The 26600-nt window shown below is 36.6% G+C and carries 27 protein-coding genes and 1 tRNA gene; 8 read left to right on the top strand and 20 right to left on the bottom strand.

From position 1 onward, the window contains the following. The first annotated feature begins 1 nt into the window (after window position 1). Window positions 2-1348, top strand: coding sequence for a PTS transporter subunit IIC (locus tag AAG186_RS00705; protein WP_161637200.1), 1347 nt, complete (start codon window positions 2-4; stop codon window positions 1346-1348). Between the two features lie 65 nt (window positions 1349-1413). Here the strand turns inward: AAG186_RS00705 and AAG186_RS00700 are convergent, their stop codons facing one another. Together AAG186_RS00700 and AAG186_RS00695 are read right to left on the bottom strand one after the other, a co-directional pair. Further along, window positions 1414-2133 carry a DUF695 domain-containing protein gene (locus AAG186_RS00700; protein ID WP_161637202.1) on the bottom strand — a complete coding sequence of 240 codons (720 nt, stop codon included), beginning with the start codon at window positions 2131-2133 and terminating at the stop codon, window positions 1414-1416. A gap of 110 nt (window positions 2134-2243) precedes the next feature. After that, complete coding sequence (locus AAG186_RS00695; RefSeq protein WP_342621804.1) at window positions 2244-3146, bottom strand: sugar phosphate nucleotidyltransferase; 903 nt, start codon at window positions 3144-3146, stop codon at window positions 2244-2246. A 183-nt stretch (window positions 3147-3329) separates the two neighbouring features. Between AAG186_RS00695 and AAG186_RS00690 the strand changes: the two genes are divergently transcribed. Further along, window positions 3330-3403, top strand: a tRNA-Thr gene (locus AAG186_RS00690). Window positions 3404-3464: 61 nt separating this feature from the next. Here AAG186_RS00690 and AAG186_RS00685 read toward each other — a convergent pair. Further along, complete coding sequence (locus AAG186_RS00685; RefSeq protein WP_125163777.1) at window positions 3465-4034, bottom strand: hypothetical protein; 570 nt, start codon at window positions 4032-4034, stop codon at window positions 3465-3467. Between the two features lie 247 nt (window positions 4035-4281). Further along, window positions 4282-4845, bottom strand: coding sequence for an Imm64 family immunity protein (locus tag AAG186_RS00680; RefSeq protein WP_161637205.1), 564 nt, complete (start codon window positions 4843-4845; stop codon window positions 4282-4284). A 137-nt stretch (window positions 4846-4982) separates the two neighbouring features. On the opposite strand from AAG186_RS00680, the gene AAG186_RS00675 reads away from it, so the two are divergent. The 6 genes from AAG186_RS00675 to AAG186_RS00650 all read left to right on the top strand — a co-directional run bounded on the left by AAG186_RS00675 (window position 4983) and on the right by AAG186_RS00650 (window position 8830). Then, entirely contained in the window at window positions 4983-5471 is a 489-nt protein-coding gene (locus AAG186_RS00675) for a GNAT family protein (RefSeq protein ID WP_342621801.1), read from the top strand. Window positions 5472-5563: 92 nt separating this feature from the next. Continuing rightward, window positions 5564-6184, top strand: a complete 621-nt coding sequence (locus AAG186_RS00670; RefSeq protein ID WP_200542491.1) for a TetR/AcrR family transcriptional regulator — start codon at window positions 5564-5566, stop codon at window positions 6182-6184. Continuing rightward, window positions 6168-6926, top strand: a complete 759-nt coding sequence (locus tag AAG186_RS00665; RefSeq protein ID WP_161637210.1) for a phosphopantothenoylcysteine decarboxylase — start codon at window positions 6168-6170, stop codon at window positions 6924-6926. The genes AAG186_RS00670 and AAG186_RS00665 overlap by 17 nt, the downstream gene beginning before the upstream one ends. Beyond that, the gene (locus AAG186_RS00660; protein ID WP_342621797.1) at window positions 6923-7471 is read left to right on the top strand and encodes a phosphopantothenoylcysteine decarboxylase; all 549 of its coding nucleotides are present in this window, start codon (window positions 6923-6925) and stop codon (window positions 7469-7471) included. The genes AAG186_RS00665 and AAG186_RS00660 overlap by 4 nt, the downstream gene beginning before the upstream one ends. Beyond that, the gene (locus AAG186_RS00655; RefSeq protein WP_342621796.1) at window positions 7468-8223 is read left to right on the top strand and encodes a type III pantothenate kinase; all 756 of its coding nucleotides are present in this window, start codon (window positions 7468-7470) and stop codon (window positions 8221-8223) included. The genes AAG186_RS00660 and AAG186_RS00655 overlap by 4 nt, the downstream gene beginning before the upstream one ends. Then, entirely contained in the window at window positions 8213-8830 is a 618-nt protein-coding gene (locus AAG186_RS00650) for an ECF transporter S component (protein WP_342621795.1), read from the top strand. The genes AAG186_RS00655 and AAG186_RS00650 overlap by 11 nt, the downstream gene beginning before the upstream one ends. Before the next feature lie 29 nt (window positions 8831-8859). Here AAG186_RS00650 and AAG186_RS00645 read toward each other — a convergent pair whose 3' ends face one another. The 16 genes from AAG186_RS00645 to AAG186_RS00570 form a co-directional block, all read right to left on the bottom strand. Beyond that, window positions 8860-9435, bottom strand: a complete 576-nt coding sequence (locus AAG186_RS00645) for a GNAT family N-acetyltransferase (RefSeq protein ID WP_331836464.1) — start codon at window positions 9433-9435, stop codon at window positions 8860-8862. Window positions 9436-9714: 279 nt separating this feature from the next. Next, window positions 9715-10278, bottom strand: coding sequence for a Maf family protein (locus AAG186_RS00640; protein WP_125163786.1), 564 nt, complete (start codon window positions 10276-10278; stop codon window positions 9715-9717). Between the two features lie 29 nt (window positions 10279-10307). Then, complete coding sequence (locus tag AAG186_RS00635; RefSeq protein ID WP_125163787.1) at window positions 10308-11033, bottom strand: NYN domain-containing protein; 726 nt, start codon at window positions 11031-11033, stop codon at window positions 10308-10310. Beyond that, window positions 11034-12368, bottom strand: a complete 1335-nt coding sequence (locus AAG186_RS00630; RefSeq protein WP_200542493.1) for a HAMP domain-containing sensor histidine kinase — start codon at window positions 12366-12368, stop codon at window positions 11034-11036. After that, complete coding sequence (locus tag AAG186_RS00625; RefSeq protein ID WP_003775921.1) at window positions 12365-13021, bottom strand: response regulator transcription factor; 657 nt, start codon at window positions 13019-13021, stop codon at window positions 12365-12367. The genes AAG186_RS00630 and AAG186_RS00625 overlap by 4 nt, the downstream gene beginning before the upstream one ends. Window positions 13022-13031: 10 nt before the next feature. Then, window positions 13032-14354, bottom strand: coding sequence for a phosphoglucosamine mutase (gene glmM / locus AAG186_RS00620; RefSeq protein ID WP_342621793.1), 1323 nt, complete (start codon window positions 14352-14354; stop codon window positions 13032-13034). 13 nt (window positions 14355-14367) lie between these two features. Then, on the bottom strand, window positions 14368-15759 hold the full coding sequence (locus AAG186_RS00615) for a CdaR family protein (protein WP_161637224.1): 1392 nt from the start codon (window positions 15757-15759) through the stop codon (window positions 14368-14370). After that, window positions 15740-16900, bottom strand: coding sequence for a diadenylate cyclase CdaA (gene cdaA / locus AAG186_RS00610; protein WP_125163791.1), 1161 nt, complete (start codon window positions 16898-16900; stop codon window positions 15740-15742). Before cdaA ends, AAG186_RS00615 begins: the two co-directional genes overlap by 20 nt. Window positions 16901-17022: 122 nt before the next feature. After that, window positions 17023-18705: an ABC transporter ATP-binding protein gene (locus AAG186_RS00605; protein WP_342621790.1), complete on the bottom strand. Its 1683-nt coding sequence runs from the start codon at window positions 18703-18705 to the stop codon at window positions 17023-17025. Beyond that, a complete protein-coding gene (locus AAG186_RS00600) occupies window positions 18692-20386 on the bottom strand; it encodes an ABC transporter ATP-binding protein (protein ID WP_342621788.1) in 1695 nt (564 codons plus the stop codon). The genes AAG186_RS00605 and AAG186_RS00600 overlap by 14 nt, the downstream gene beginning before the upstream one ends. A gap of 86 nt (window positions 20387-20472) precedes the next feature. Further along, window positions 20473-22416: a DUF2207 domain-containing protein gene (locus AAG186_RS00595; RefSeq protein ID WP_342621786.1), complete on the bottom strand. Its 1944-nt coding sequence runs from the start codon at window positions 22414-22416 to the stop codon at window positions 20473-20475. A gap of 42 nt (window positions 22417-22458) precedes the next feature. Continuing rightward, a complete protein-coding gene (locus AAG186_RS00590) occupies window positions 22459-23013 on the bottom strand; it encodes a LemA family protein (protein ID WP_161637231.1) in 555 nt (184 codons plus the stop codon). Between the two features lie 135 nt (window positions 23014-23148). Then, entirely contained in the window at window positions 23149-23589 is a 441-nt protein-coding gene (smpB, locus tag AAG186_RS00585; protein ID WP_237558307.1) for an SsrA-binding protein SmpB, read from the bottom strand. After that, a complete protein-coding gene (gene rnr, locus AAG186_RS00580) occupies window positions 23564-25753 on the bottom strand; it encodes a ribonuclease R (protein WP_342621782.1) in 2190 nt (729 codons plus the stop codon). Before rnr ends, smpB begins: the two co-directional genes overlap by 26 nt. 30 nt (window positions 25754-25783) lie before the next feature. After that, window positions 25784-26011 carry a preprotein translocase subunit SecG gene (gene secG, locus AAG186_RS00575; RefSeq protein ID WP_125163795.1) on the bottom strand — a complete coding sequence of 76 codons (228 nt, stop codon included), beginning with the start codon at window positions 26009-26011 and terminating at the stop codon, window positions 25784-25786. A 244-nt stretch (window positions 26012-26255) separates the two neighbouring features. Beyond that, window positions 26256-26462 (bottom strand): helix-turn-helix transcriptional regulator, encoded by a 207-nt coding sequence (locus AAG186_RS00570; RefSeq protein ID WP_013852454.1) that lies wholly within the window; start codon window positions 26460-26462, stop codon window positions 26256-26258. Between the last annotated feature and the right edge of the window lie 138 nt (window positions 26463-26600).

Raw genomic sequence — 26600 nt, 5'->3', positions numbered from 1 at the left:
CATGTCAATTTTAAATTTTATTGTTGACCTTGGTCCTGCTGTAATGATGCCGATCATCTTTACCATCTTTGCGTTAGCACTCGGGGTTAAGTTTAGTAAAGCATTTAAATCAGGATTAATGGTTGGTATTGGTTTTATTGGATTAAATATCGTTATTGAATTACTTACAAAGAATTTGGAACCTGCTGCAAAACAGATGGTTGCGAATTTTGGTCTAAACTTAACGGTTCTTGATGTTGGTTGGCCTGCAGCAAGTGCTATTGCATTCGGTTCTGCTGTTGGGGTATTAATTATCCCTGTTGGGATTTTGGTTAACATTCTTATGTTATCAACAAAAACAACAAAAACGGTTAACGTTGATATTTGGAACTTCTGGCATTTTGCCTTTACAGGTTCTCTTGTTTTTATGATTACCAATGATTTAATTGTGAGTCTATTAATGGCAGCCTTTAATATGGTGATTATCATGGTTATTGGAGACCGTACCGCACCACTTGTTGAAAAACAACTTGGGTTACCCGGTATTTCAATTCCACATGCATTTACCGCATCTTTTGCACCCATCGCTTATGTTTTAAATGCAATTATTGATAAAATTCCAGGTATTAATAAAATTAAACTTGATGAAAAAGCATTCCAGAAAAAATTTGGTATGTTTGGTGATCCTGCAATCCTTGGTACTGTTGTTGGGATTTTATTAGGTCTTGTTGCCGGTTATGATTTCAAAGGGATTACAAACCTTGCAATCGTGATGGCGGCTGTTTTAGTCTTAACACCAAAAATGTCCGCAATTCTTATGGAAGGTTTAATGCCCATTAGTGAAGCAGTTCAAGCTAAAATCCAAAAGAAATATGGAGAAAACTCAAACCTTCTTATTGGACTTGATTCAGCAGTCGGTGTTGGTAACCCTGTTACCCTTACCATTTCACTTGTAATGGTTCCCATCACAATTATTCTTGCCTTTATCATTCCAGGTAACCAATTCTTGCCGTTCGCAAGTCTTGCTGGTTTACCATTTATGTTTGTTTTAATTGCACCTCTTTGTGGTGGAGACTTCTTCCGTACACTGATCGTTGGAATCTTTACCGTATCGATTGGTCTTTTAATTGGTACAAATATTGCTCCAATCTTTACTGAAGCTGCAAAAGCAGCCAACTTTGCAATCCCAGGTGGTTCTGCATTGATTTCAAGTATTGATTATGGTAGTTCATGGTTACCATTTATGATGGTAAAACTTGTTGAGTATAAATGGATCGGTGTTGCAATTGCCGGTGCTATCTCAGCGGTTCTTATGGTTTGGAACCGTAAGTTAATTCTTAAAGAACAAGCAATTAAAGATCAGGCTTAGTCTCTTTTCGATTAAAAAAATAAAAAGGATTGAATTCGGTAATGGTGCCGATTTCAATCCTTTTTTTATTTGTGAACGTTGCAATACCAACCTTCATATGATCCGTTATATTGATTCGTGAGGGATACGATGTGTTGTGAAATACCATTCATAGTGGGTAATGTTGGAACAATTGAAGCAATCATTCGGGTTTGAATCAAACCATCTTCCCGTGGCTCGATGGTTTGGGTATGTGCAAATTGTTCAAAGTGTTGACTGAATAGTTGTGCATCTTCTTGTCGTTCAAACACCGTTAACACTTCGACATCCCGTTCTACTTCAAATCGTTCTCCTTCGCGTTCAAGGTTCAAACAAAGATTTTGATTGTAGATCATCGCTAATTGATATTCGTTGGGGAATAGAACACTTTTGTAGATTTCAAAATCATCATGTTCACGAACAATGACACCCATGACTTCTTGGGGGAAGCGTTCTTTAAGGATGGATTCAAGACTTATACACGCTTTTGAAACAAAGAAATAGTCACAAACATCATTTCCAGTTATCGCTCCAATTAACTGAACATCCATAGGGCTTAAGAAATCTGTGACAGCAGTTTCAAATTCATTTAGGGTATCAAAAGCTAACTCCGTAGGAAATCCGTTGTCTCGCCCGTTATACGGCTTTCTAACAACATAGAGATGGGGATAATCCGGTTCAATAACAAGGGCATTAAGATCCACACGAACACTGTGTGGTTTTTCATCCATTGTGATTGGATAAAATTGAAAATTTGATTCATACATAACAATAACCTACCTTTATGTTTCTATAATACGACAGCTTTTCAATTAATGCCACCGTGTATCGATAAAGCCATAAAAAAAAGCTACGATAATTCGTAGCCTTTTGTAAATTATTTATCCCAAAGTTTTTCCGGGTATGTACCATCTTCTTGGAACTTCGCAAACTGCGCAAGAACCATTGGTTTATCTTCTTGATAGGTTACACCGAACCAACGATCGGGTGTATCTAAAATCTTAACCGATAATTTACCATCATGGATTAAAGATCCCACATCATTAGGGAGTAATGCTTCTGATTTCATAGGGTTTTTCGCAACATCTTCTTTTAAGAATGTTTCAAATTTTGTTTCCATTAGATCAAAGATTGCCGGTGTAAAGCCCCAGAAGTTCATTGAAACTTGTGTTCCATCAGGAATCAGGGTTTCATCAGGTCCACCAACAACCCCTTTATCTGTACGCTTAATGCCATCTGTTTCCACAATATCCGTTAAGAAACCTTCTACATTTTTACAGACCCCACGCGTTACTGTTCCATTATCAGTAATCGTATTGTCCACAATGTATCCCATCATTGCAGCTTGTTGATCTGTAACTTCTTCATTTAAGAATCGTGCCATTTCCTCAAAAGCAGCTTTTCCGTAGTAGTCATCTGCATTAATAATCATAAAAGGTCCCGATACATGGTTCCGTGCAGCAAGCAGCGCATGTGTTGTTCCCCAAGGTTTTTCACGGCCTTCAACCCCTTCAAACCACTCAGGAACATCACTTGTGCTTTGGAAAGCATATTCCACATTAATAAATGGACGAATTTTCCCAACAAGTTCTGCTTCAAAAATTGCTTCATGCTCTTCACGAATAATTAATACAAGTTTATTAAATCCTGCTTGAATTGCATCATAGATTGAAAAATCAATGATTGCCTCTCCATTTTTTCCGAATTTGTCAATTTGTTTTAATCCACCGTAACGGCTTCCCATTCCAGCAGCTAATATTACTAAAGTTAAATCCTTCATACTTGCCTCCTATTTTTTAACATTGTACCACAGTTATAACGCTTTCATCAGTAAAAGTTACTTCTAAAAATTAGTAAAGCATTACTAAATAACGGGAATTCTTAACTAAAAAATATTTCCTTGAAGTTTATTTGAAATAGTATTTGATTTTTTGAATTACATTGAGTATTATAGTAATGCAATGCCGCCATAGTTCAATGGCAAAATAGAGCAATGGTAATGCTCAGTTCCGAGTTCGATTCTCGGTGGCGGCACCATTTTAATTAAAACAAAGCACTTATTGGCGATTCCGTCTCCAGTAAGTGCTTTTTATTCATTTTATGAGGATGGACGTTCAAGAATTGAGGCTGAATTAAGCTTTAGATACTCTCCATCCTTAACATATATCGTAACTGGATCCGTAAAATTATTATTTTCAAGTATATCATCCACATTGTGATTGGATGTTGTTGTGATTTCATAATAACCACTTAATTCAGTTTGTAGTTTATACGTTCCCGCTTCTAAATGCTCACCAATCTTATACATGCCATCGGCCTGTGGGTTAAGTTTCGGTGATGTGGCATAAGGATATAAACGTGCTTTTGATACTTCAATTGTTTCGTTTTCCTTTAACGTGATAATTGAGTTTCCTTTAAAATTATCATTACTCTTAATTTGAGTCGCATTTTGATTTCTTATTTCAAAATACCCTTCTTGATCTGTCAGAAGCATATATTCTCCTGGCTCGAGATCCGTTCCCACAATGTAGTTTCCACTCTCAAGTGGAAATTCTTGAGGGCTTGCACTCGCTTCAAATGTTACTAAGAAATATAGACATGCGCATGCAACGATTAATACAAAAACACTTAAAAAGATTCTTCTCTTAATTTTTTTAGTTTCTTCCATGGACATCGCCTCCCAAACAGTACTAAGCATACTTCTTTTACACCTTAAATACTGCCCTTTTCTTGTCCATCTTGAGATAAAAACCGTAAAACGGATGTGATTTGTAGCGGCTTAAATAAGTTTCTTCCTTAAATGTGCTTGCTTTATTGGTTATTTTAGAAATCGATTTGGTTCAAGCGCATATCGCTTACATGAAAATCTAGTTATTTTATAAAAAAACCAGGTCTAAAGACCTGGTTTTGATTCTTTAATGGGATCCTCTCAATGTAAAACCATCAAGATACCATTGTGCATACACTGTATTGCGATCATTCATTTTAAAGAGCGCATAGGGTTGATGACCCACTTCTAAGAGGCGTTCTTTTGAATAGAGGTATTCCGCTTCATTATCACAGAATAAGTACTCATATTCGACATTGCGATCAATAATCTCAAAAATTTGTGTTATTAATTGTGTCGCAGATTCTAAATGCTCTACACTCTTTTCCGGTAGAATGTGTTCTTCCGCAATATCAAATTTCACGACCAATGCATCTGTTTCATTCGTGATGCTCATGCGCGCTTCCACATCTGTATCGCCAATTCTAAATTCAATATCAGCATAGGATGTTCGATAGGCAAGTTTTTCGATTGTGGAATAGATATTTCCATCCACAGTTTCGGTAATCCAATCGTGATAATCCCCTTCTTTCGGATGTGTTATTTCCATTTTAGTTTTATAACTATCCACAAGATCCATGATATTCTCAATTTGTCCAATTGTTTTATCTGAGGCTTCAAGTACAATACCAAGTCCTATAATTGTATTCATCGTATCCTCCTTTAAAGTAAAACAAATATACAATACCTAATCGTTTATGTAAAGACACACGCGCTTGGGAATTTTCCATAAACATTCACCAAGTTCAAAGGGGACACATGATAAACTGTCTTAAAGGAGGGGTAACTATGAATACAAAGAATCAACCAGCTTTTATACACTTATCAGAATCCTTACATCTTGTGAAATTTGATGTTTTGTCCGATGAAGCACGATCATGGATGGAAAACGAAGATTTGATGTTTGCGCTTCGCGGCGATCGTATGATTTTTTCGGATCAAGAAGTCGAATCGTATTATGCAAATCTTGCTGAGAATGGTGAGCTTTACTATATAGAAATTCTTCATGGGGATACCTTCCATCAATGTGGTAGTATCGCCCTTATTCGAAATCAGATTAAGATTATCATCGATCCAAAATATCAAAACCAACATATTGGAACTGCTGCGGTCGAAGGATTGTTATTTCGAGCAACCGTATTAGGTATCCCCGAAATCTTTGCACAGGTTAGAAACTACAATACGTTTTCTTTACGCTTATTTCAAAACCTTGGATTCAAAATTCTTGATGAAGCCGATCAAGTCATTACATTGTGTTGTGAGACGAAGCCATTTTGATGGCTTTTTTTATTTGCGCTTGACTTAATGACACCAGTGTCATAAAATAAGCTTAGAAAAATGACACTGGTGTCATTAAGTGAGGTGTTTCGATGACTCGTGTTTCAAATGAAGCAATGCGAAAGGCAAAATATGAACTGATTCTCGAGAAAGCACGCCTTGTGTTTTGCCGTAAAGGGTATGCTGGCGTTACGATGAAAGATATTATCGAAGAATGTGAGATTAGTCGTGGAGGAATTTATCTTTATTTTAGCTCTGTCGAAGAAATATTTAAAGATGTTGTCTTATCCCGAGAACGTCGTAAATTCGAAGGGATTCGTGACTCTGTTCATCAAAATGTTGATTTTTTGGAATTGTTGGACGCTTATTTTCTAACGCAGAAGAAACGTCTTCTCAATATGAGCGAGAGTTTATTACGAGCCATGTATGAATACAACTTTACGCATCGATCTGAAGCAGATTTTGCATTTCGTGAGGCTCAAGTGGATAGCATTCGTAACACACTTGAGGAGATGTTGTCTTTAGGGGTTAAACAAAATTATGTTGTAAGTCCCAATATCGACGCGCTCCGCGACCATATGATGTTTATGATTGAAGGATTAAGTGTGTATTCCCTTTTAGGAGGGCTTACCGAAGCAAATGTTGATGAACAATTTAAACAACTTCGGGCCATGATTTTAGCAAAGGATGTCTCTTATGAAAACGAATTTTAATGTATGTATTACTTCTGGTGGAACTTCTGAACCCATCGATACGGTTCGTCGCATCACCAATACCTCAACGGGTCGTTTAGGAAGCAAAATTGCGGATGCATTCATCGAAGCAGGGGCAAATGTTTATTATGTCTATGCACGAGGCAGTGCCCTTCCTACCCTGTCGTGTCGACAATTTGAAGTGGATACGGTAGCCTCCGTTTCTAGAGTGCTTACACACCTCTTTGATACCGTTTCTTTTGATGTAATGATTCATGCTATGGCTATAAGTGATTATGAAGTGGATGCAATTACGTCTCTTGATCGCATGACATCTAATGTTTTTGAATTCTTGCAACAGAATCCACAACCAACAAAAGAAGATATTAGACAAGTTTTATTGGATTCAAAAGAACCCATGAGTGCGAAGATATCTTCTTCCAATAAAAACCTGGTACTGACCTTGAAACAAACACCGAAGGTCATAAATCAACTTAAACTAAAACAACCCGATGTTTTTTTGGTCGGCTTTAAATTATTATCCAATACAAACTTAGAATCCTTAAAAATCGCAGCCGAATCTCAAATAAACCAGGCTGGAAGCGACCTTGTTGTTGCGAATCGGTTAGAGGATATTCATCACAGCGAACACATAGCGTACTTTATTGATAAAACCGGCTTGATTCACCAAGCGCATACCAAGGAAGCCATTGCGTCTTCACTCGTACAATTACTCTACACACAGAGTCAGGAGTCAATATGAAAACAATTATTTTAGGTGTTAGTGGAAGTATTTCCGCGTATAAATCTGCAGATTTAGCCAACGAGCTGACAAAACGCGGATATACAGTCCACGTTATTATGACCCATTCTGCACAAGCTTTTATTACCCCTTTAACGTTCCAGTCACTCACTAAAAATCTTGTTCATTATGATGTATTAAGTGAGGGTGATCCAAATAAAATCATGCATATTGACCTTGTAAAGTCTGCAGATCTTCTTTTAATTGCACCAGCTACCGCAAATATTATCGCGAAAATCGCTCATGGCATTGCCGATGATATGTTATCAACAACAACGCTAGCCGTGCATGGTATTCCGAAATTCATTGCACCCGCTATGAATACTTATATGTATGAAAACGAAGCAACACAAGATAACTTAGAACTTTTGGAAAAACGAGGTTGGGTTGAAATTGAGCCAAGAAGTTCAGTACTTGCATGTGGCGATCAAGGAAAAGGAGCGCTTGCCGAAATTGACACAATTCTCGATCATGTTGATGCTTTATTTCAAGGAGTTTCCGCATGATTTGTGTGATTAATATTGGGAATACTAATACCGCATTTGGATTTGGTGAACATGAATTATCAGATCAATTTACCATTCCGACTCATGCTTACCAAACCCAAAATGATTTCTTAAAGTATTTTGAAATGCAAAATAGACATCAAAAGATTAATGTTTGTATTATCGCATCCGTAAGACCTGATAAAACTCAATTAATTAAAAGTTCTATGGATTCCTATTTCAAACTGAATGCGAAAGTTCTAGAACACAGCGATGATTTTGGAATGGACTTCTCCCTTTATCCCGATGGAAAACTGGGTATGGACCGTATCCTCGCATTGTATGGTGCAAAAGAACTTTATGGCAACGACATTGCTGTTTTTGATTTAGGAACAGCCACGACCGTTAATGTGCTCTCTGAGAATCAATTTAAAGGTGGCGCTATTATGCCTGGGGTACGCCTGGGTTTAAGCGTTCTGGGTGAAAAAACTGGACTTCTTCCGACCATTAATCTTAATGATACACCTCATTACCTTGGTCTCAATACAGAACAGAATATATTATCAGGTGCATTATATGGTACTGCCTCCATATTAAAAAACTACCGTGCGCTTATATCTGAAGATTATCCAAGTACAACCTTTGTCGTAACCGGTGGCAATTCAAAGGCAATCTTACCGTTATGTAATGGATCTTGGCATTTCGAACCCGACTTACTACTACAAGGCCTCCTCTCATGGTGGATACAAAAAGGAAACAATTATGAAAGCTAAAAAGAAAACGCTCAATTATACACTCTTTACGCTTTTTGCCGCGATTATCATCCTACTATCAATGACACCCCTTGGGTTTATTCATCTCGGCTTTATAAAAGCAACAATCGTACATATCCCTGTCATTATCGGTTCAATTATCCTCGGGCCAACGGCGGGTGCAGGATTGGGTTTAATCTTTGGGATAAACTCAATGATCAACAACACCCTTAGCCCATCCATTCTATCATTCGCATTTTCACCACTTGTTCCTGTTATTGGTACAACATCGGGAAGTCCCTTAGCCCTTGTCATTGCACTTTTCCCTCGTATTTTAGTCGGTGTTATTCCTCACTATATTGTGGAAAGTCGTGTCATTAAAAACGATTCAGTACGTTTAGGTCTCGCTGGATTCCTTGGTTCCATGACCAATACAATATTCGTAATGGGGCTCATCTATCTTCTCTTTAAAGATGCCTACGGATCTGCGCGTGGTATTGAAGGTATTGCAGTTACAAAAGCAATCCTTAGTGTTATCATTATTAACGGGATTCCAGAAGCGTTTGTATCCACAATCATTACGATTCCTGTAGCGAAGGCACTCTATAAAATACGAAGAAATAAATAAAAAATCTCGATTTCGTCGAGATTTTTTATTTATTCTACATACAACTTGGTATACTTTTCTAATAATGCCTTGGGTAATGTAAAACCATACATTTCCTTAATTTTGAAGCCAACATCAACCGCATCCACATCTTTCGCAATGGGTAGATAAAGAAGATTATATATAACACCATAAGCTTCCCATGTATACTCTGTTACGACCGAATCATTTTGTTCATAAAAATCAATACGCTTCGTTCGAATAATACGATCATCCTCTGTTTCCGCTTTATCCGGTCTTTCACTCTCAATGAGTAACCCGTCCACATCAAGTGTCTCCCGTATTTTCTGTAAGAACAACGTACCGATGCCTTGTCCTCGTCTTGCTTGGGTAACAGCATAATAATCTAAAAGTGCAACGCGTTCATCTTCATCCGTAATAAAGTTTGCATAAGCGAGTACACGTTCATCTTCAACCATGACTAAAACGGAGTAACGTCCGTCTTTAAACATCCGTTTAATACTGTGTAACGATCTCAATTCATCATCTGGGAAATCGTTGATCATAAAATTGTTGTAGATGGGAATGAACGCCTCATAATCCAATTCTTTTATTTCGTAATCCACATTAATACCTTCTACTTTCATTCTCTATGTATATCATGACATATTGAGCAAAATATGCAAATGCGTAAAAAAAAATAACGAATGAATCGCTATTTTTATTGTAAATAAAAGATGCCCCACGCACCTTCTATTCCTTCATTTGAAAGGCATGATAGTTTTGCTACCAATAGTTATTACTTCCTAACAATACCTTAGTTTATTGAAATTTAGGTTAAATATGGTATAAAAGTTATAATTTTTGATATAAAATGCATAAAAAAAACGAATTTCTTCGTTTTTTTACCACTCGTTGTGGATTAACTCTTGATTTACTTGAGATATTGGAAGTCCCATTACCGAGTAGAAATCTCCAATAATTGACTTCACAAATACAGAACCAAACCCTTGTATACTGTAACTGCCAGCTTTATCTAAAGGTTCTTTAGTAGCAACATAAGCATCAATTTCTGCTTCTGTTAGTTCAAAGAATTCAACTTCAGTTTTTACTGAGAACACACGTTTGCATTCTGATGAAACAAGACATACACCTGTAATGACGTCATGTTTTGATCCGGATAATTTCATTAATGTATTTTTTGCGTCTTCTTCATTTTTGGGTTTTCCTAGGACTTCTCCATTGAACACAACGACGGTATCCGATCCTAAAACAACACAATCTTGATAGTTTTCAAACACACTTAATGCTTTCTCTTCAGATATTCTTTCAATTTGCTCCTCAACTGTAAGTGATAAATCAAGGGTCTCATCACTGGTTGGTGAAACAACATTAAAAGCCACCCCAAGTTTCGTTACTAATTCACGTCTTCTTGGTGATTGACTCGCTAAAACTAATTTCTTATGCATACAAATCCTCTTTTCACTTATATTATAAACTATTTGTTTCGGATGTACACATGTTTAACATTACTATTTGGAATCCTTCTTTCGTCGATGTCAAATTGTCCAAGTGCTTTGATGAGCGGAGTTAGTTGGTAATAACCATAATTCCGAGGATCAAAATCCGGTTGCTTTTTCATAATTAAATTCCCTAAATCCCCCATAAAAACAAAACCATTATCATCTGCGAGATCATTTACTGATGAAGCAATCAGTTGATGTAATTTATTTTTCTTATCAACTGAAAGTTTAGTTTTAGAATCAACACGCTCCGTTTCAACCAAGTCAATAATTTCTATATAAATGAATTTATCGCATGAAGCAATAAAAGCGCTTGGTGTCTTCTGTTCGCCAATACCGATAACATACTTGCCCGCTTCTCTTAAACGCACCGCTAAACGCGTAAAATCGCTATCAGAAGAGACAATGCAAAAGGATTCAACATTTCCTTCATACAAAATATCCATCGCGTCAATAATCATCGCGGAATCGGATGAATTTTTACCTGTTGTATAGGAGTATTGTTGGATTGGTGTAATTGCATGTTCCAATAAGTGGCTTTTCCAACCTGAAGCCGTTTGTTTCGTCCAGTCTCCGTATATTCTTTTAACGGTTGGCGTACCATAACGTGCAACTTCTCTTAATACACCGCCAATATTAGCATATGGAACGTTCTCTGCATCAATCAGTACAGCAATACGTGAATCAATTTTTTGTTTCATTTAAATTCCTGCCTTTCTAATTTCAAAAACTACGCCTTCATCGACGTTTGAAGCACTAACGACATAACCATAATTTGTCGCTACTTTATTTACAATAGAGAGCCCCAGTCCAAATTGACCTCCCTCTCCCTTTTCATAAGCATTAAAAATTTGTTCTGTTCGGTTTTCATTAATGGTCGAACCATCATTGTATACGGATAAATAATCATTCTTTAATGTAATCACAATTTTGGTTTCTGCGTAACGTAATGCATTATCAAGAAGATTTTCTACCACAACACGCCATGGTTCTTCCGTTCCAAAAAACACATTCTGTTCTTCTGCATTTAAAATTAAGTCAATTTCTGGTCTTATTTGACTTGAAGAAACGATTACAGATTCCATTGTTTCTCGCAGTTCAACATTACTATCCTGATCAATTTGTTCGTGGGTCATATAATCCATCCGATTCAACATTAATAGATTATAGACTTTTTTCTCTAACCGGTCAGCATGTTGAATAATAACATCCACTGATTTTTCAAGTGTTTCGTAAGGATACACGCCGTCTTTAATCGCTTCACTGTATGATTTAATTGTTGCTATCGGTGTTTTAAGATCGTGAGATATATTTTGAATCATCTCTTCTTTTACACGTTCTTGCCGCTTTAACTCTTCATTCATTTCGACGAGAACATCTGCCAATTCTCCGATTTCATCATGACGCTCAATATTCAATTCCGCATCCTCATTACGTTTGATTTTTTCGATGTACGCACGAATTTGATTTAAAGGATGGATAATATAACTTACCCATACAAGTAACAGTAAAAATACAACACCGATGATAATCAAAATCATATTAATTACGTTATTAAGTAATAACGATTTAAACTCATTTTGGTAATTTCGAGAAATTAGTGTCGCAATGCTAGCTTGTTTATCAGGGATGTTTGTAATTGTATAGAGGCTACTATCCTTAAAACGATAGTTGATGCTCTGTTCCAACTCAACTGCATCCATTTGAATTTTAACTTGTTTGAGTAAATCGACATTAATCAAACTTAAACCATTTGATTTGATACTGCCATCTTTGTTACGAATAACATGGATAATGTTTGGGTCATTAGCTCCATATAAATCGACATCATCTAAGCCCCGTTTATAGTTATAAATAACATTCTGTTGCGTTCGATGAATTAAGTCATACATTTGCTTATCCACAAACTTATCGATATTCAGTGATAACGCTCCAAAAAAGAATACTAAAAAGAAAGCAAACGTAAAAACAACAATTGCAATTAATTGCTGTGTTAACGATAGCTTTCTAATAAACTCACGAATATTTCTCATCATCCAAGACGATATCCAAATCCGTATATTGTTTGTATATTAAGACCAGGCATTTTTTTTCGAAGGCGTCTTAAGGTATCATCAACAACTCGATCTGACCCAAAATAATTGGTTTCCCATACATGAACAAGAATTTGTTCACGTGTAAAGGCGACACCTCTATTTTTGACGAAAAGCATCAGGAGATCAAACTCTTTTGTTGTAAGTTCAAGTTCATAGCCATCTTTGCTCGCTTTACGTTGTTTCTCATCAATGACATAACCATCAACTTCGGTTTGAAGATCTTGATTATAAGAACGTTTAATAATGTTATTAACACGCAATACCAATTCCTTGGGCGAAAAAGGTTTTGTAATGTAGTCATCACTTCCCTTTTCCAAACCAATGATTCGATCAAACTCTTTATCTCGCGCAGACATAAAGATTACAGGTGTTGCAGGTGAGTGCATTTTTATCCGTTCAATCAAGTCAAAACCACTCTTATCATCAAGCATAATATCCAAAATCCAAAGATGAACATCATCATCTTGGACATGAGCATTTGCTTCATCATATGTATAATAAGAGCGGACTTCATAACCAGCGTTTTCTAAATAACTTTTGACAAGCTCATTTAAATCTTTTTCATCTTCTACAATACTGATCACATATTTCATATTATCACCCTTACTCAATGTTATTGATTACATTAATCATATCATTGACATAGTGTTCACACAAATCATCTGTTTGTGCTTCAACCATGACGCGGACAAGTGGCTCTGTACCTGAAGGTCTTAGAAGCAAACGACCTTCATCACCAAGTTCATGATGAATTCGTTGCTCTGCTGCTTTAACAGCTTCATGGTTCATAACTGCTTGTTTATCATTAACACGAACATTTTGAAGAAGTTGTGGGAATCGAATACATTCCGAACCGAGCTCTGCTAATGTTTTTCCAGCTTTTGATGCTACTTCCGCAATAACAAGTGCTGTAAGTACACCATCACCTGTTGTCGCATAGTCTTTTAAAATAATATGTCCCGACTGTTCTCCGCCAAGTTTAAAATCATTCTCATTCATCGATGCATAAACATGCTTATCACCAACGTCTGTAGTAATTACATTCAAACCCGATTTTTGACATGATTTTAAAAACCCTAAATTTGCCATAACAGTTGATACAATTGTGTTTTCTTTAAGTTGCTCTCTTGATTTAAAGAATCGACCAAGAATAAATAAGATTTCATCACCATCAACCATTTCACCTTTATGGTTAACTGCTAAACAGCGGTCTGCATCACCATCAAAAGCAAATCCCATATCTGCTCCTAACTCTACGACCTTTGCTTGCAGTGATTCGGGATGTGTTGATCCACATTCCGTGTTGATATTAATCCCATCCGGATTATTATTCATCACAGTCACCTGAGCGCCTAAATCTTTAAACAGTCTTTCCGCAGAAGATACAGCCGATCCATTTGCGGTATCAAGAACAATTTTTAATCCATCAAATCGCACATCAATTAAAGATTCGAGATATTGAATGTATGTTTCTAATCCTTCCGGAAATTCCACTACACGTCCAATTTCATTGCTTTGGGCAACATCGATGGAAATTTCACCATCGATGTATGCCTCAATTTTTTCTTCTAATTCTGCCGATATTTTCATACCCGTCGAAGCAAAGCATTTTAAACCGTTATCGTAGTAAGGATTGTGACTCGCAGAAATCATTACACCTCCTGCGAAGCCTTCGTTTTTTACTGCATATGCTAGTGCCGGTGTAGCACAAACACCTAGTAGATATACATCAGCACCCATTGATGTCGCCCCTGCAGCAATTGCACTTGCGAACATTCCTGACGAAAGTCTTGTGTCTTGTCCAACTACAATTCTCTGCCCTTTAAACGAGTAACCCAAGTATTGTCCCACTTTAATTGCAATATCTAAACTCAGAGCATCATTCGCTTTACCGCGAAGTCCGTCTGTTCCAAAATACTTACCCATAAATACTTACCTCTTATTTTCTAAAACTAAATACTGCCGTTTCTTTTGTTGATTTAACTGAGTAGAGTGACGATGTTGGATCGTTATACTCAACATAAAGTTTCACTTCTTGATTATCACCTGGTTCAATGTCACGCATATCAATATATACTTTAACGTTCTCAGGTTTGAATTTCTCAATATTTTCTTTGGTTCCAAATACTTCTAGAGATGTTGTTGTCGCAGTCTTTTGATCACCCGAAGTACCTGGTGAGATTTTTAACTGGTTGACATTATGAACAAATAGAATTGGAATATCATCAAATTTCTTAGTTTCCCCTTCACCGAGTTTGATATCAAAGTTAACTTTTGAAACCGTACCATGACGGACTCCTGAAGGAAGACTAATATTATGAACGAGTTTCGTATCTTTTGTTAAACCGCTCGCTTGAATTGGAACTTTAATTTCTTCAATACTATCAAGTACCGATTGCTGTGCGTAAATTGTCATCGCTTCATTATCCATCGATAGCGATGCAATTGCCTTACCTTCCGGAATATCACCTTGGAAGACGGGTTTAATCGGAACTGTTTTATTCGGTGATGTTACATCTACCTTCGCTTTGACAGTCTTCGGTAGTACGTCAACAGTTGTTAAGCGTTCTCCTTGTTGATTGTATGCAACGATTTCTGCATCTGTTGTGAACTGTTCAGTTTGTCCACTTACATCAATCAATGCTTTTACAAAGGCAACTTGAGCCATTGTTTCTTTCGAGGCTTTAATTGTAACATCTTGTGTTTCGAGCTCAGGAGTACCTAAGACATATTGGCTTCCGAGTTTATTTTGGTTTACAAATTCTGTACTTAAGGTCATACGTTTTGCCTCTTTGATTCGAATTGTAACATTCGCAGAGGCTGGTGTTATCGTTGTTCGAATTCGTGCAGACGTAATATTTGTTTTGTAATTTACTTGATGTGTACCTTCTGCAAGTCCACTTAAGTCAAGTTCAACCTTAAGATCGTTTTGTGGGTTTACCATTGATATATCACTATAATCCCCAAACACAATCACATCAACCTTTTCATCAAAGTCCACAACTTCATACATTTCAGAGTTATATTTTACAACAACTGGGACATCTGGAATTTGACGTGCTTGGTTCACAGGTGATGGTGTTGAAGCAGAAACATTGAATGCAAAATAAATAAGCAATGCGACTGCAAACGCAACAAGTTTAGCGTGTCGAGGGTTAAAGAGAATACGGTCAAACCATGCACTTAACCAACGTAAAACGCGTAAAAATGCATCGCCGACTGATTCCGTTAGATTCGTAATTTTTTCAGATCGTTCTGCGATAATCTGCGCAAGCTCAAGTTTATCCTCAGAATCAAATTTTTTATTCTTTTTATCTTTCTTCGGACTCATTTGGCTCACCTCCTTCATCGTTTAGTTTATCGGATGAATTCGTATCATCTACGGTCGTTACGGGATCCACATTTTCGGACGTTTTTGATTCATCTTCTTGAGGAGCACTGGTTTCGCTACCTATTACAGCTTTAGCGTCATCTCCAGTTTTATCTTTAGCATCGTTATCTTTAGGTTTCTTTTTGAAAATACCCATTAATTTTGAAAAGTCTCTCTTTTCAGCATTTGATTCTACAGATTCAGTTGATTTAAGGTTTAAATCTGAGCTATCAACTTTTTCAATCTTAATAGGATCAACATTTAATTTTGATAAGTTAAACTTACGCTGTTTACGATGAGCACCTAAGCTTTGACTTACTTCTTTTTCGCTATTTTGGATTAACAAATTGAGATACTCTCGAAGACTTGCTGCATCCATTTCGCGAAGTTTTCCACCCTCAGCAATTGAAATTGTCCCTGTCTCTTCAGAAACAATAATTGTTACGGAATCGGTAACTTCACTTAATCCAATTGCAGCACGATGGCGTGCACCATAGCGCGTTGGTAAATCTTGAGCGGTTGGTGGGAAATATGCAGATGCACATGCAATTCGATCCCCTTGAATAATTACAGCACCATCATGTAAAGGCGTCGACGTAACAAAAATTGAACATAAAAGTTCAGAAGTAACGGATGAATTAATTGGAGTTCCTGTCTTAATATAATCCGCTAATGAATGCCCTTGTTCTAGTGTGATAAGTGCACCTGTTTTGCGTTCCGCTAGCACTGTTGCAGCATCCACAAGTTCATCCACAAGTTTTTCCTTTTCATTACCTGATAAAGAATGGAGCGCAGAAAAAACAGATGTTTTCCCGAGTCGTTCCAACATTGCTCGAATTTCTGGTACAAAAATAATGACTACGACCAAGAATCCATATTGAATCAATAGATCGAGTAGCGCTTTTAATGTAGTGAGACTTAGTTTATGAGCAACAAAACGCATCGCAATGATTAATACGATACCTTTGAAAATTTGAACAGTTCGAGAGTTGTTTCTAACAATTCTCAGAATGTAATAAACCAAAACCCAAATAATTGAAAAGTCTACGATAGCCTTTAAACTATTGATAATTGATTGAAATGTTATTAAGGCGAATGGCATAAGAACCTCCTTATTCTCATTAATTATATCACGCTATCGGTGAATATTCATGACTGTCTATAAGAATATCATATTTTGTGTTTTTATTAAATATATTCATAAGATTGTCACATAACTTCACATCAGTACTGACTCGTGTAGAGTTCATAATAAAAGCCTCTAAGTTCCATCAGTTCCTCGTGTGTCCCTTGTTCGACAAGCCTTCCCGATTTCATAACAAGAATCATATCTGAGTCTGTTACCGTTGAAAGTCTATGTGCAACAAAAAATGTTGTGTGAGATTTCATGATTTGGGTGAAGACATTTTGAATATGTCGTTCCGTTACAACATCAACGCTGCTTGTTGCCTCATCGAGTATAATGATTGGAACATCCATTAAAAGAGCACGCGCAATTGTAATAAGTTGCTTTTGACCTAAAGATATATTTTGTGACCCCAGTTTTATAGGGGCATCGTATCCACCATCAAGTGACATAATATAATCATGACATCCCGCTTGTTTTGCCGCACGAATAATTTCTTCCTCCGTCGCTTTTTCATTGCCATAAGAAATATTCTCACGGATTGTACCCTCAAACAGCCACGGATCTTGTAAGACAATTGACATCGTCTGACGAATACTTGATCGAGACACATCATTTACTTCTAATCCATCAATGAGTATTGAGCCGGAATCTGCATCATAGTATCGCATCAATAAATTTAGCAGTGTCGATTTCCCCGCACCGGTAGGACCGACAATCGCAACTTTACTTAAAGGATTTATTTGTAAATTAAGATTTTCTATAATGGTATGTTTTCCATCATATGAAAAATTAACATCATCAAATGCAACTGTCTTTCCTTCTAATTTTGTTTCTTGAAGACAATCTACTTCGTTTGTTTCGTTAAAAACCTTTTGTTGCCGCTGATAACTTGCTTTCGCTGCAATAATTTGCGAAATAATTGCGCTGAATTCATTAAACGGTTTTGAGAACATCATCGAATAACTCAAAAAGCTTGTCATCAACCCTACTGTAAGGGTGTTATTTAATACGCCGAAAGCGCCCGTTAATCCTAATAAAACATAGGATAAGTTGTTCATTAATCGAGTTGTCGGGTTGGTTAATGCAGACATGAATTGTGCTTTTTCACCAACCTTGTTTAGTTCATTGTTAATATTTGAAAATTCTTGAATGGCTTGGTTCTTGTAATTACTTGTAAGCACAAGATGATAATTGTCGACAAATTCAGAGGTTTTACCGCTAAGTTTCCCGGAAAGCTCTTGTTGTTTTTGGAAGTAGCCAAACGATTTTCGAGAAATTAATTTCGAGGTAAAATAAACGATTGGCACCATCACAAATACCACCAGACTCATTACTAAGTTAATACGAATCATGTAATAAGCTGCAACCAAGACTACGAAGACACCACCTAAAAACTGTGTCAACAAAAGATACATTCCATCAATAATCAGTTCACTATCCATAACAAATAAATTTTGAAGATCTCCATGCGCATGTTGATCAATAAATGAAATTGGTAAGTGCGTAATTTTCTTCATGAGATCACTTCGCAAATTTGATACGAATCGAACTGAAAAACGATTCGCCATACGGTTTGTCGCCCAGCTCAAAATAAAGTGCATAAAATACGCCACCGCGGTGTAACTTAACATTTTTGTGGCAAATTGGAGATCGACATTTTGATATCCCACCATGCCATCTATGGCTTTTCCTAGGAAATATGGAGTTATAACCAAGGCGAAGCTCGAAATGATGCTCGCTAGGACACATAACAAAAGAAGTTTTTTATTGTTTCTCATCATTTTCCTCCTCTTGCAATGCGTTGATGCGTCTGTATAAATCACAACTCTCTAGAAGCGTTTGATGGTTTCCTTGTGCGATGATGACGCCGTTATCGATCACAATAATATTTTCAGCGTTCATAACCGAACTCGTCCGCTGACTAATGATGATTTTGGTACTTTCCCCATAATAACGTTCTAAATTTTCACGCAAACGCTTATCTGTGAGGTAGTCCAACGCACTGAATGAATCATCAAAAATTAGGAGTCCTGGATTTTTCGCAAGGGCTCTTGCGATACTTAGACGTTGACGTTGGCCACCGGATAAATTCGTTGCACCTTCCTGAATTTGAAAATCTAAACCTTTATCAATTAATTCTTTCCCTTCAGCATGATGAAGTGCACTCACGACATCTCGCTTCTGTTCCATTTCTATGTTCTCCTCCATTGTCAAACTTAGAAATGAAGCACTTTGAGAAACATAACCAATATGTTCTCGTAATGAATCTATAGAATAAACCTTAATATCTTGATTATTAATTTGAATGCTTCCCTCACTCACGTCATATAAACGTGGCAAGAGTTTTACTAGACTGCTTTTACCACTCCCGGTGAGACCAATAATACCTAATGTTTCTTTGGGTCTGATTTTTAGATTGATATCTTTGAGTACAATTCTATTGGTATTCGGATATGCAAACGATACATTTTGAAATTCGATGTCCAAGGGACCAGCATATAGACCTTCTTTCCCTGATATATCCATACTGGACTTTAAGTGTAAAATCTCATCAACGCGCTTCTTAGAGGTATACCCTCTAGCAAAAATCATCACGAGGTTCATAAAAACGATGAGGGTCATAACAAGTTGAGTACAATAGTTAATAACGGCAACCATTTGGCCTTGTGTCATGAATCCTTCATTGATTTGGAGTGCTCCAGAATAAACTAATACCACAAGAACGAGATTCATCATAAACGAGGTGAGCGGGCTTGATAGGGTAGACACAAAACCAACTTTTAGTTGTTTCTGTTCTAAAGACTTATTACGACGTGAAAAATTATTAATTTCTCTCTCAGTCTGAGAAAAAGCACGAACAATTCTTACACCACTAAGATATTCTTTAACTTTTTGACCGACTTGATCAAGTTTAGACTGTGCATCAAGATGATAGACCATCGAAAAACGCATAAACAAACCCACAACGATAAGAAATAGAGGAAGCGTAAACAATAACTGCTTTCCAAGTATTGGGCTAAGATGGTAAAGCGCATAGAGGCTTCCTAACATAATCATGGGTGCTCGAACCGCAAGCCGAATGGTCTTAGCAATCATTTCCTGAATTTGATTCACATCCGTTGTAACACGCGTTGTGAGCATTGAACTGGAAAATAAATCTGTATCACCAAGTGATAATGAATTAATTTTTTCAAACAACGAAAGACGAATACGCCCTCCTACCTGCTGTGATATTTGTGATGCCAAATATTGGCAGACAATTGATGATAAATAACCCAAAATTGTAAACAGCAGCATGAAACCACTTATTTTATAAATATAGTTTAAATTATTGCCCACAATTCCGACATCAATTAACTTGACCATCAAAAGTGGCAAGAGCAGTTCAAAAACTGCCTCAATGAACTTAAAAATGATCGCGATAATTGTTTTAAATTTATAGCCTCTAAAAAAATCCATCATAACCCCCTATATACATTACTAATATTATACCTTATATTTTATTTTCCTGAATATAAAGAAAAAGCATCTCTTACGAGATGCTTTTACCAGCTTCCACCACCGGTACCGCCAAATCCTCCTCCGGAGAATCCGCCACCGCCGCCAGAGCCAAATGACCCGCCACCACCTGAAGAGGCAGTTGGTGCAGGTATTGAAACCATAGAAGCCTGTAATGTATTCATCGATCGACTCAAAGAATGCCACATATAGTATGTAGAGAAATTCGGTTGAGATGAAATATACCAGTCCGGTTGTTGGATTGCAATGGATTCAAATTTCTTAGACCAAACATCCGTTACACCCAGAACATAAGCATATGGAAGGATATCATAGAAGATTTCAGGAGTTTCTTCAGCCAATGCTTCAAGACGACTTTGCTCCGCAACCTCAATAAAGCGCTTGAGCCCTAGAATCTGTCCATACCATTCTGAACCGATTTTTGTTCTTCGGCCCATATTCGCAACACTTACAACACTTATTAAGAAAAAAACATACGCCAAGATCATTGGAAGTGGATTTTTAAAACCCCATCCGGTTGCGATGGTCAATGCGACGGTCGCAATTGCGCTTATGATAAAAAACAATAGGGACATACTCTTAGGTTTTCGAGTTCCCGCAACACCATCAAATGACGTAGCGTAATAACCAAAAATTCCGAGCACCATAAACAAACTATATCCCATTATCCCAAAGATATACGCATCATCCTCAATACCCATACGTGCATAACCTACTGATGCTAAAACGATTGCAATACCAATGGGTGCCACAAACATACCGATTGTTTTTAAAACAGTTGAAGATTTCGAAAAAATACGTTCTTCTTTATTCTGTCTGAATCTCAGTGACAAGGATGCCGTAGCATTACTAATTACGTTCCCAAATTTTGTATTGAGCTCTTTCGTTGTCACTTCTTCTCGATTTTTAAAGAGTGCATTAAATACACGCAATTCTTCACGATTTCGGACATCCGATAACTCAGCAATTTTTGTTAATTTTATATTCTTTCCTTTTTCATCCAATTCTTCAATTGTTAGATAGCCCTTAGATGCCCAGTAAATGATTAACGAGACAATATCATTGGCCTTCGAATAACCGCGATAAACGTATCCAGTTTCAGCACTCGAAAGTCCGTAAGGCGCACTAAATTCAACCGTATCCACAATTGGATATTCACGACCGTACTTGAAGAAAAGTATAGCCATGATTAGCGCTAACACGCCCGCTATCCCAACAGTAATTGGGGTCTTATCGAAAATTGGAAAAACGAAATAGTTATGAGGTAAATCCAACCACACACTCAACGCCTCTTGATAAAGGGGTTGATTAAAGGATCCTGTGATTGTTGTTCCATCTACTTTGTATTCCACTGGTAGATTATGCGCTGTTGCATAAAACTTGGGTGTTGCATCAAAAGACTTTGGCATTTGGATTTTAAATGAAGTTTTCATCATTGGAAAATCCCAGTACTGTGTAATTAAGTTTTGATATAACAAATCACCTTGTTCTAATTCTAAGTCTCTTGTGTTAATCACATACGAAAATTCATAGCGTTGAGAACCTTGTAAAAATTTTCCGGGTGTCCCAATTTTTAACACTGCACCATCACTATTATGATCTATCTCCACATCACGATTTTTCACACGAATATCAGAGGTCGGAAATACATAATCTTTAGGACCATTACCAAAATCATAATCGTTATAGCGGTCCGCTATTGTAACAAAAATCCCTTGTCTTGGTTCATGAAAATATGCATCCAATACAATATTAACGTTTATACGACCATCTTCTTTGACATCTAAAGCGATATCAAACGATTCTCCGACAACTGGAAAACCATAATCTTTATAATGATTCTGAATATCAGAAGAATTAGGACTCGGTAAGCTCGCGACTTTACTCCTTGTTTCATTTGCTGATAAAGGAGTGATGAATAATGTTAGAGCGAGTACCATTGCAAATATTAACTGTTTTATACGCTTCATAAAAGAATCCTCCTTATAAAAAAAGGGAGTAACCTCCCTCAATTAGAACTGAACTTTAACGTTTTGACGTTCTGTCTCATTATCAACTTCATAAAGAGGTTTACGTGCAAATCCGAACATATTCGCAAAAATATTTGTAGGGAATGTTTCACGTTTTATATTATATTGACGTGTAACACCATTATAGTACTTACGGGATTGTGCAATTTCTGTTTCGATCGTTTTAAGTTGACCTTGCAAATCCATAAAGTTTGTATTTGCTTTAAGATCAGGGTAGCTTTCTGTAAGCGCAAATAGACGTCCCATTGTTTTACTTAAATCGCCTTCAGCAGCTAACTGTTCTTCCATACCTTGAGCATTTACCGCTTTATTTCGTGCTGCAATGACATTTTCAAGTGTATCTTTTTCATGACCTGCATATCCCTTAACCGTTTCAACGAGGTTTGGAATTAAGTCATAACGTTTTTTCAAATATACATCCATTGTTGAGAAAGCTTCCTCAACCATATTTCGAAGTTTAACTAATCCGTTGTAAGCTGAAATCGCAAACAAAGCAATTACAACTACAATCGCTAAGATTATCATCCAAAGTTTCATATTCAACACCTCCATGTGTTATCTTGATAGTACAACTTAATCAGAAATAAGTCAATAAATCCTCTAGAGCATTCATGCATTTCTAAATTTGTAACCAATCATTCCTCCCCTTAAAAAAAGAAGCATAAATGCTTCTTATCGTTTCATCGCTTTCTCAATGTCTCGTTTAATACTTCGTTCTTTTTCAACTTGGCGTTTGTCAAAGAGATGCTTCCCTTTTGCTGTCGCAATTTCAAGTTTAGCACGACCTCGTGATAAATGGAGATCTAACGGAACAATTGTGTACCCTTGAAGTTGTTGAGCTTTAACAAGTTTTTCAATTTCATGTCGATGCAACAATAACTTACGCTCGCGGGTCTCATCATGATTAAATCGATTTCCTTGTTCAAACTGAGCGATATGCATTCCCTTAATATAGGCTTCACCGTTAACAATCGAGATAAAGGCATCTTTTAATTGAACCTTACCTTGTCGTACAGATTTAATTTCTGTACCTGTTAGAACAATACCCGCCTCATAGCGATCTTCAATATAATATTCATGAAATGCTTTACGATTTTTTGCGACGACGGTCATTAATTCTTCGCCCCTTTCGCTTTTCTTTATATTTTTTTTCATTCGGATGTTTATTGCGCTTGAAACTGTCCTTGTTTGAGTTTGGTTTACGACGACTTATTTTCTTTTGACCGATGATCTCAAAATTAACAACATGTTCAAGCTCATCAACCGAAACAAGTTTTACTTTAAGTTTTTGACCAATTGAGTATGTTCTTCCAGTTCGCTCACCAATCATTTTTTGTGAAGGGCCATCAAAGGTATAAAAATCATCATTTAAATTTCTAACATGGATGAGTCCTTCGACTGTATTGGGGAGCTCCACAAAAATTCCAAAATTACTAATCCCGCTAATGAAACCAACATACTCTTCGCCAATTTTATCAGACATAAATTGAGCTTTTTTAATCTTCTCAACTTGACGTTCTGCATCTAAAATCGAGCGTTCTTTCTTCGACACATGCAAACCAGCTTCAATCGTAAACTGCTCATCTTTTTCTAATTTAGAAAAATCATGTTTAACAGCATATTGTTTGATTCGTTGGTGTAGTAATAAATCAGCGTAACGTCGTATTGGAGATGTAAAGTGAGTATAGTCTTCTAGGGCGAGACCAAAATGGCCAAGCGGTTCTTGACTGTACTTCGCTTTGGTCATCGAGCGCAAAATAAGACGTGATACAACAGGATATTCTGGTTTCCCTTCAAAATACTTCAATGCTTTTTGAATTTCTTTAGGTCTTATCTCTTCTAAATTCCCTTTAAGGCGATAACCGAGAATACGAAGTGTATGACTTAACTCTTGCATCTTTTCACGGTCAGGTGCTTCATGGACACGGTATAATACTGGAATCGATTGATAACGGCAGTGTTGTGCCACAACCTCATTCGCAATAACCATAAAGGATTCAATCATCTCTTCTGCTTCACCACGTTCTCTTAAGAAAATATCCAATACATTTCCTTCGTGATCAATAACAAACTGACTTTCGGCGCTATCAAAACCAATTTGACCTGCTTGATTACGCTTGTATTGAAGACGTCGTGCACAATCGAGCATCATACTTACCATATCTTGAACTTCACCAAGATCGGGTGATGTATTTACCTCTTTATAGCTCATACGACGTTTGGAACAAATAACAGACTCATAAATGTTATAGTCAATAATTTCCCCTGCATAACTGATATCCATCTGACATGTCATCGTCAATCGATCGACGTTAGGATGAAGCGAACAAATACCGTTAGAAAGTTCTTTCGGCAACATTGGGACCACACGATCAACCATATAGACTGAGGAACTACGTTCATAGGCACTTCTATCTAAAGCAGTTTCAGGTTGAACATAATGGCCAACATCCGCAATATGGACATAGAGACGGTATCCACCGTTTAATGCCTCCATATAGATCGCATCATCCAAATCTTTCGCATCTTCACCATCAATCGTAATAACATATTGATCACGATGGTCCATACGATGTTTCGTTTCATTTTGATCAATTTCAGTCGGAACATTCTTCACTTCATCTAAAACTTCTTGTTTAAATTCATTATCAATGCCATAAACAAAAAGAACACTTAGAACATCCATTCCTGGTTCATCCGCTTGACCTAACACAGAAATAATCGCTACATGAATGCGCTCACCAACTGAAGTGATACGACCAATACAACGATCATTTTCCTTCAAATCATGATTCAATGGATCATACTCAACTTTAAATGTAATTTTGTTATCATAAGGAATAAAGAATAATTTTTTTCCATCTTTTTTCATCGTACCTAAAATTACATCACGGTTTCGTTTTAATGATTTAATCACAACCCCAAATCGTTTTTCATTGCTTTTAATTTCGAAGAGTACATCATCCATATCGAGCGCTCCATTAAAATCATCTTTCCCGATATAAAATGAATCACTTAGTGTTTCCGCAAACGCAAATGTTTCTCGGACAACACGAAAAGAACCAATACCATACTTCACATTATCAATATAGTAAAGATTTTCACCATCGATGACAATCTCTTTACCCAAAGACATTTCTTCAAGTACCTCATTAATTTCATCAACATTTAATTTTTTGTTTTCAACTACGCTCTCTATAAACGTACTTAACAACACTTGTTCTTTTAATGACTCCAACTGAGTCTTTACTGCTTCATAATTTTTATATTTACTCATAAAAATAAAAACCGCTTTAAGCGGTTTCTCCTATACTTGTGTTTTTAGGATAAACAAAACAAGAGCAAAGAATATAATTCCTGCACCCATTGTTAGATTAGAGATAACCTTCTCAGCACCACGTTCTTTTGTGTTCGAGAATAAGTCCAATCCTTTTCCGCCTGAGAAAGCGCCTGTAAATCCTTCTGATTTTCCACTTTGTAATAGAGATAAAACAATTATAACCGCAGATATGATTAGTAATAATACTTTTGCCATAATATCCAACCTTTTCTATCTTTTCTAGATTAATTTTAACAAATATTCATTCAAAATACAATTTATTCTTATATATACCAAAAACACCTTATTCTATTCCAACATATATGTCAATCATTCTAACCGCTACATAAATAATATTATCCATATTATTAAACTATCCTTATATATAATAAAAACCAAGAGATCCCCCTCTTGGTTTTAAATAAGTATCACGAATCGATAACCCCTCACCCATTCACCACTAGATATCATAAACAAACTCCAAGATATCGCGTGGTTGACACTTCAATTCTGTGCAGATGGCGTTCAAGGTTGAAAACCGAATCGCTTTGACACGAGAATTTTTTAATTTCGAAAGGTTCACTTCAGAAAGCCCTGTACGTTCCGACAACTCTTTTAGAGTCATTTTACGATCTGCCATGACCCGATCTAGTCTTACAATTATCACTTCGTCACCCCTATCTTTCTAATTTGATTATATCACACAATGATAATCATCATATATTTTCACGATTTTCATTTATACACTGTATAAGGCATTATAACCTAAAAAAACAAGAAAAAACATGAATGTTTCTTGAATTAA

Origin of the sequence: Erysipelothrix sp. P66 (assembly GCF_038682365.1) — a bacterium.
Taxonomy (GTDB): Bacteria; Bacillota_I; Bacilli_A; order Erysipelotrichales; family Erysipelotrichaceae; genus Erysipelothrix; species Erysipelothrix piscisicarius.
Note: the sequence above shows the minus strand (reverse complement) of the source record. Positions and strands in the feature narration are given on the sequence as shown.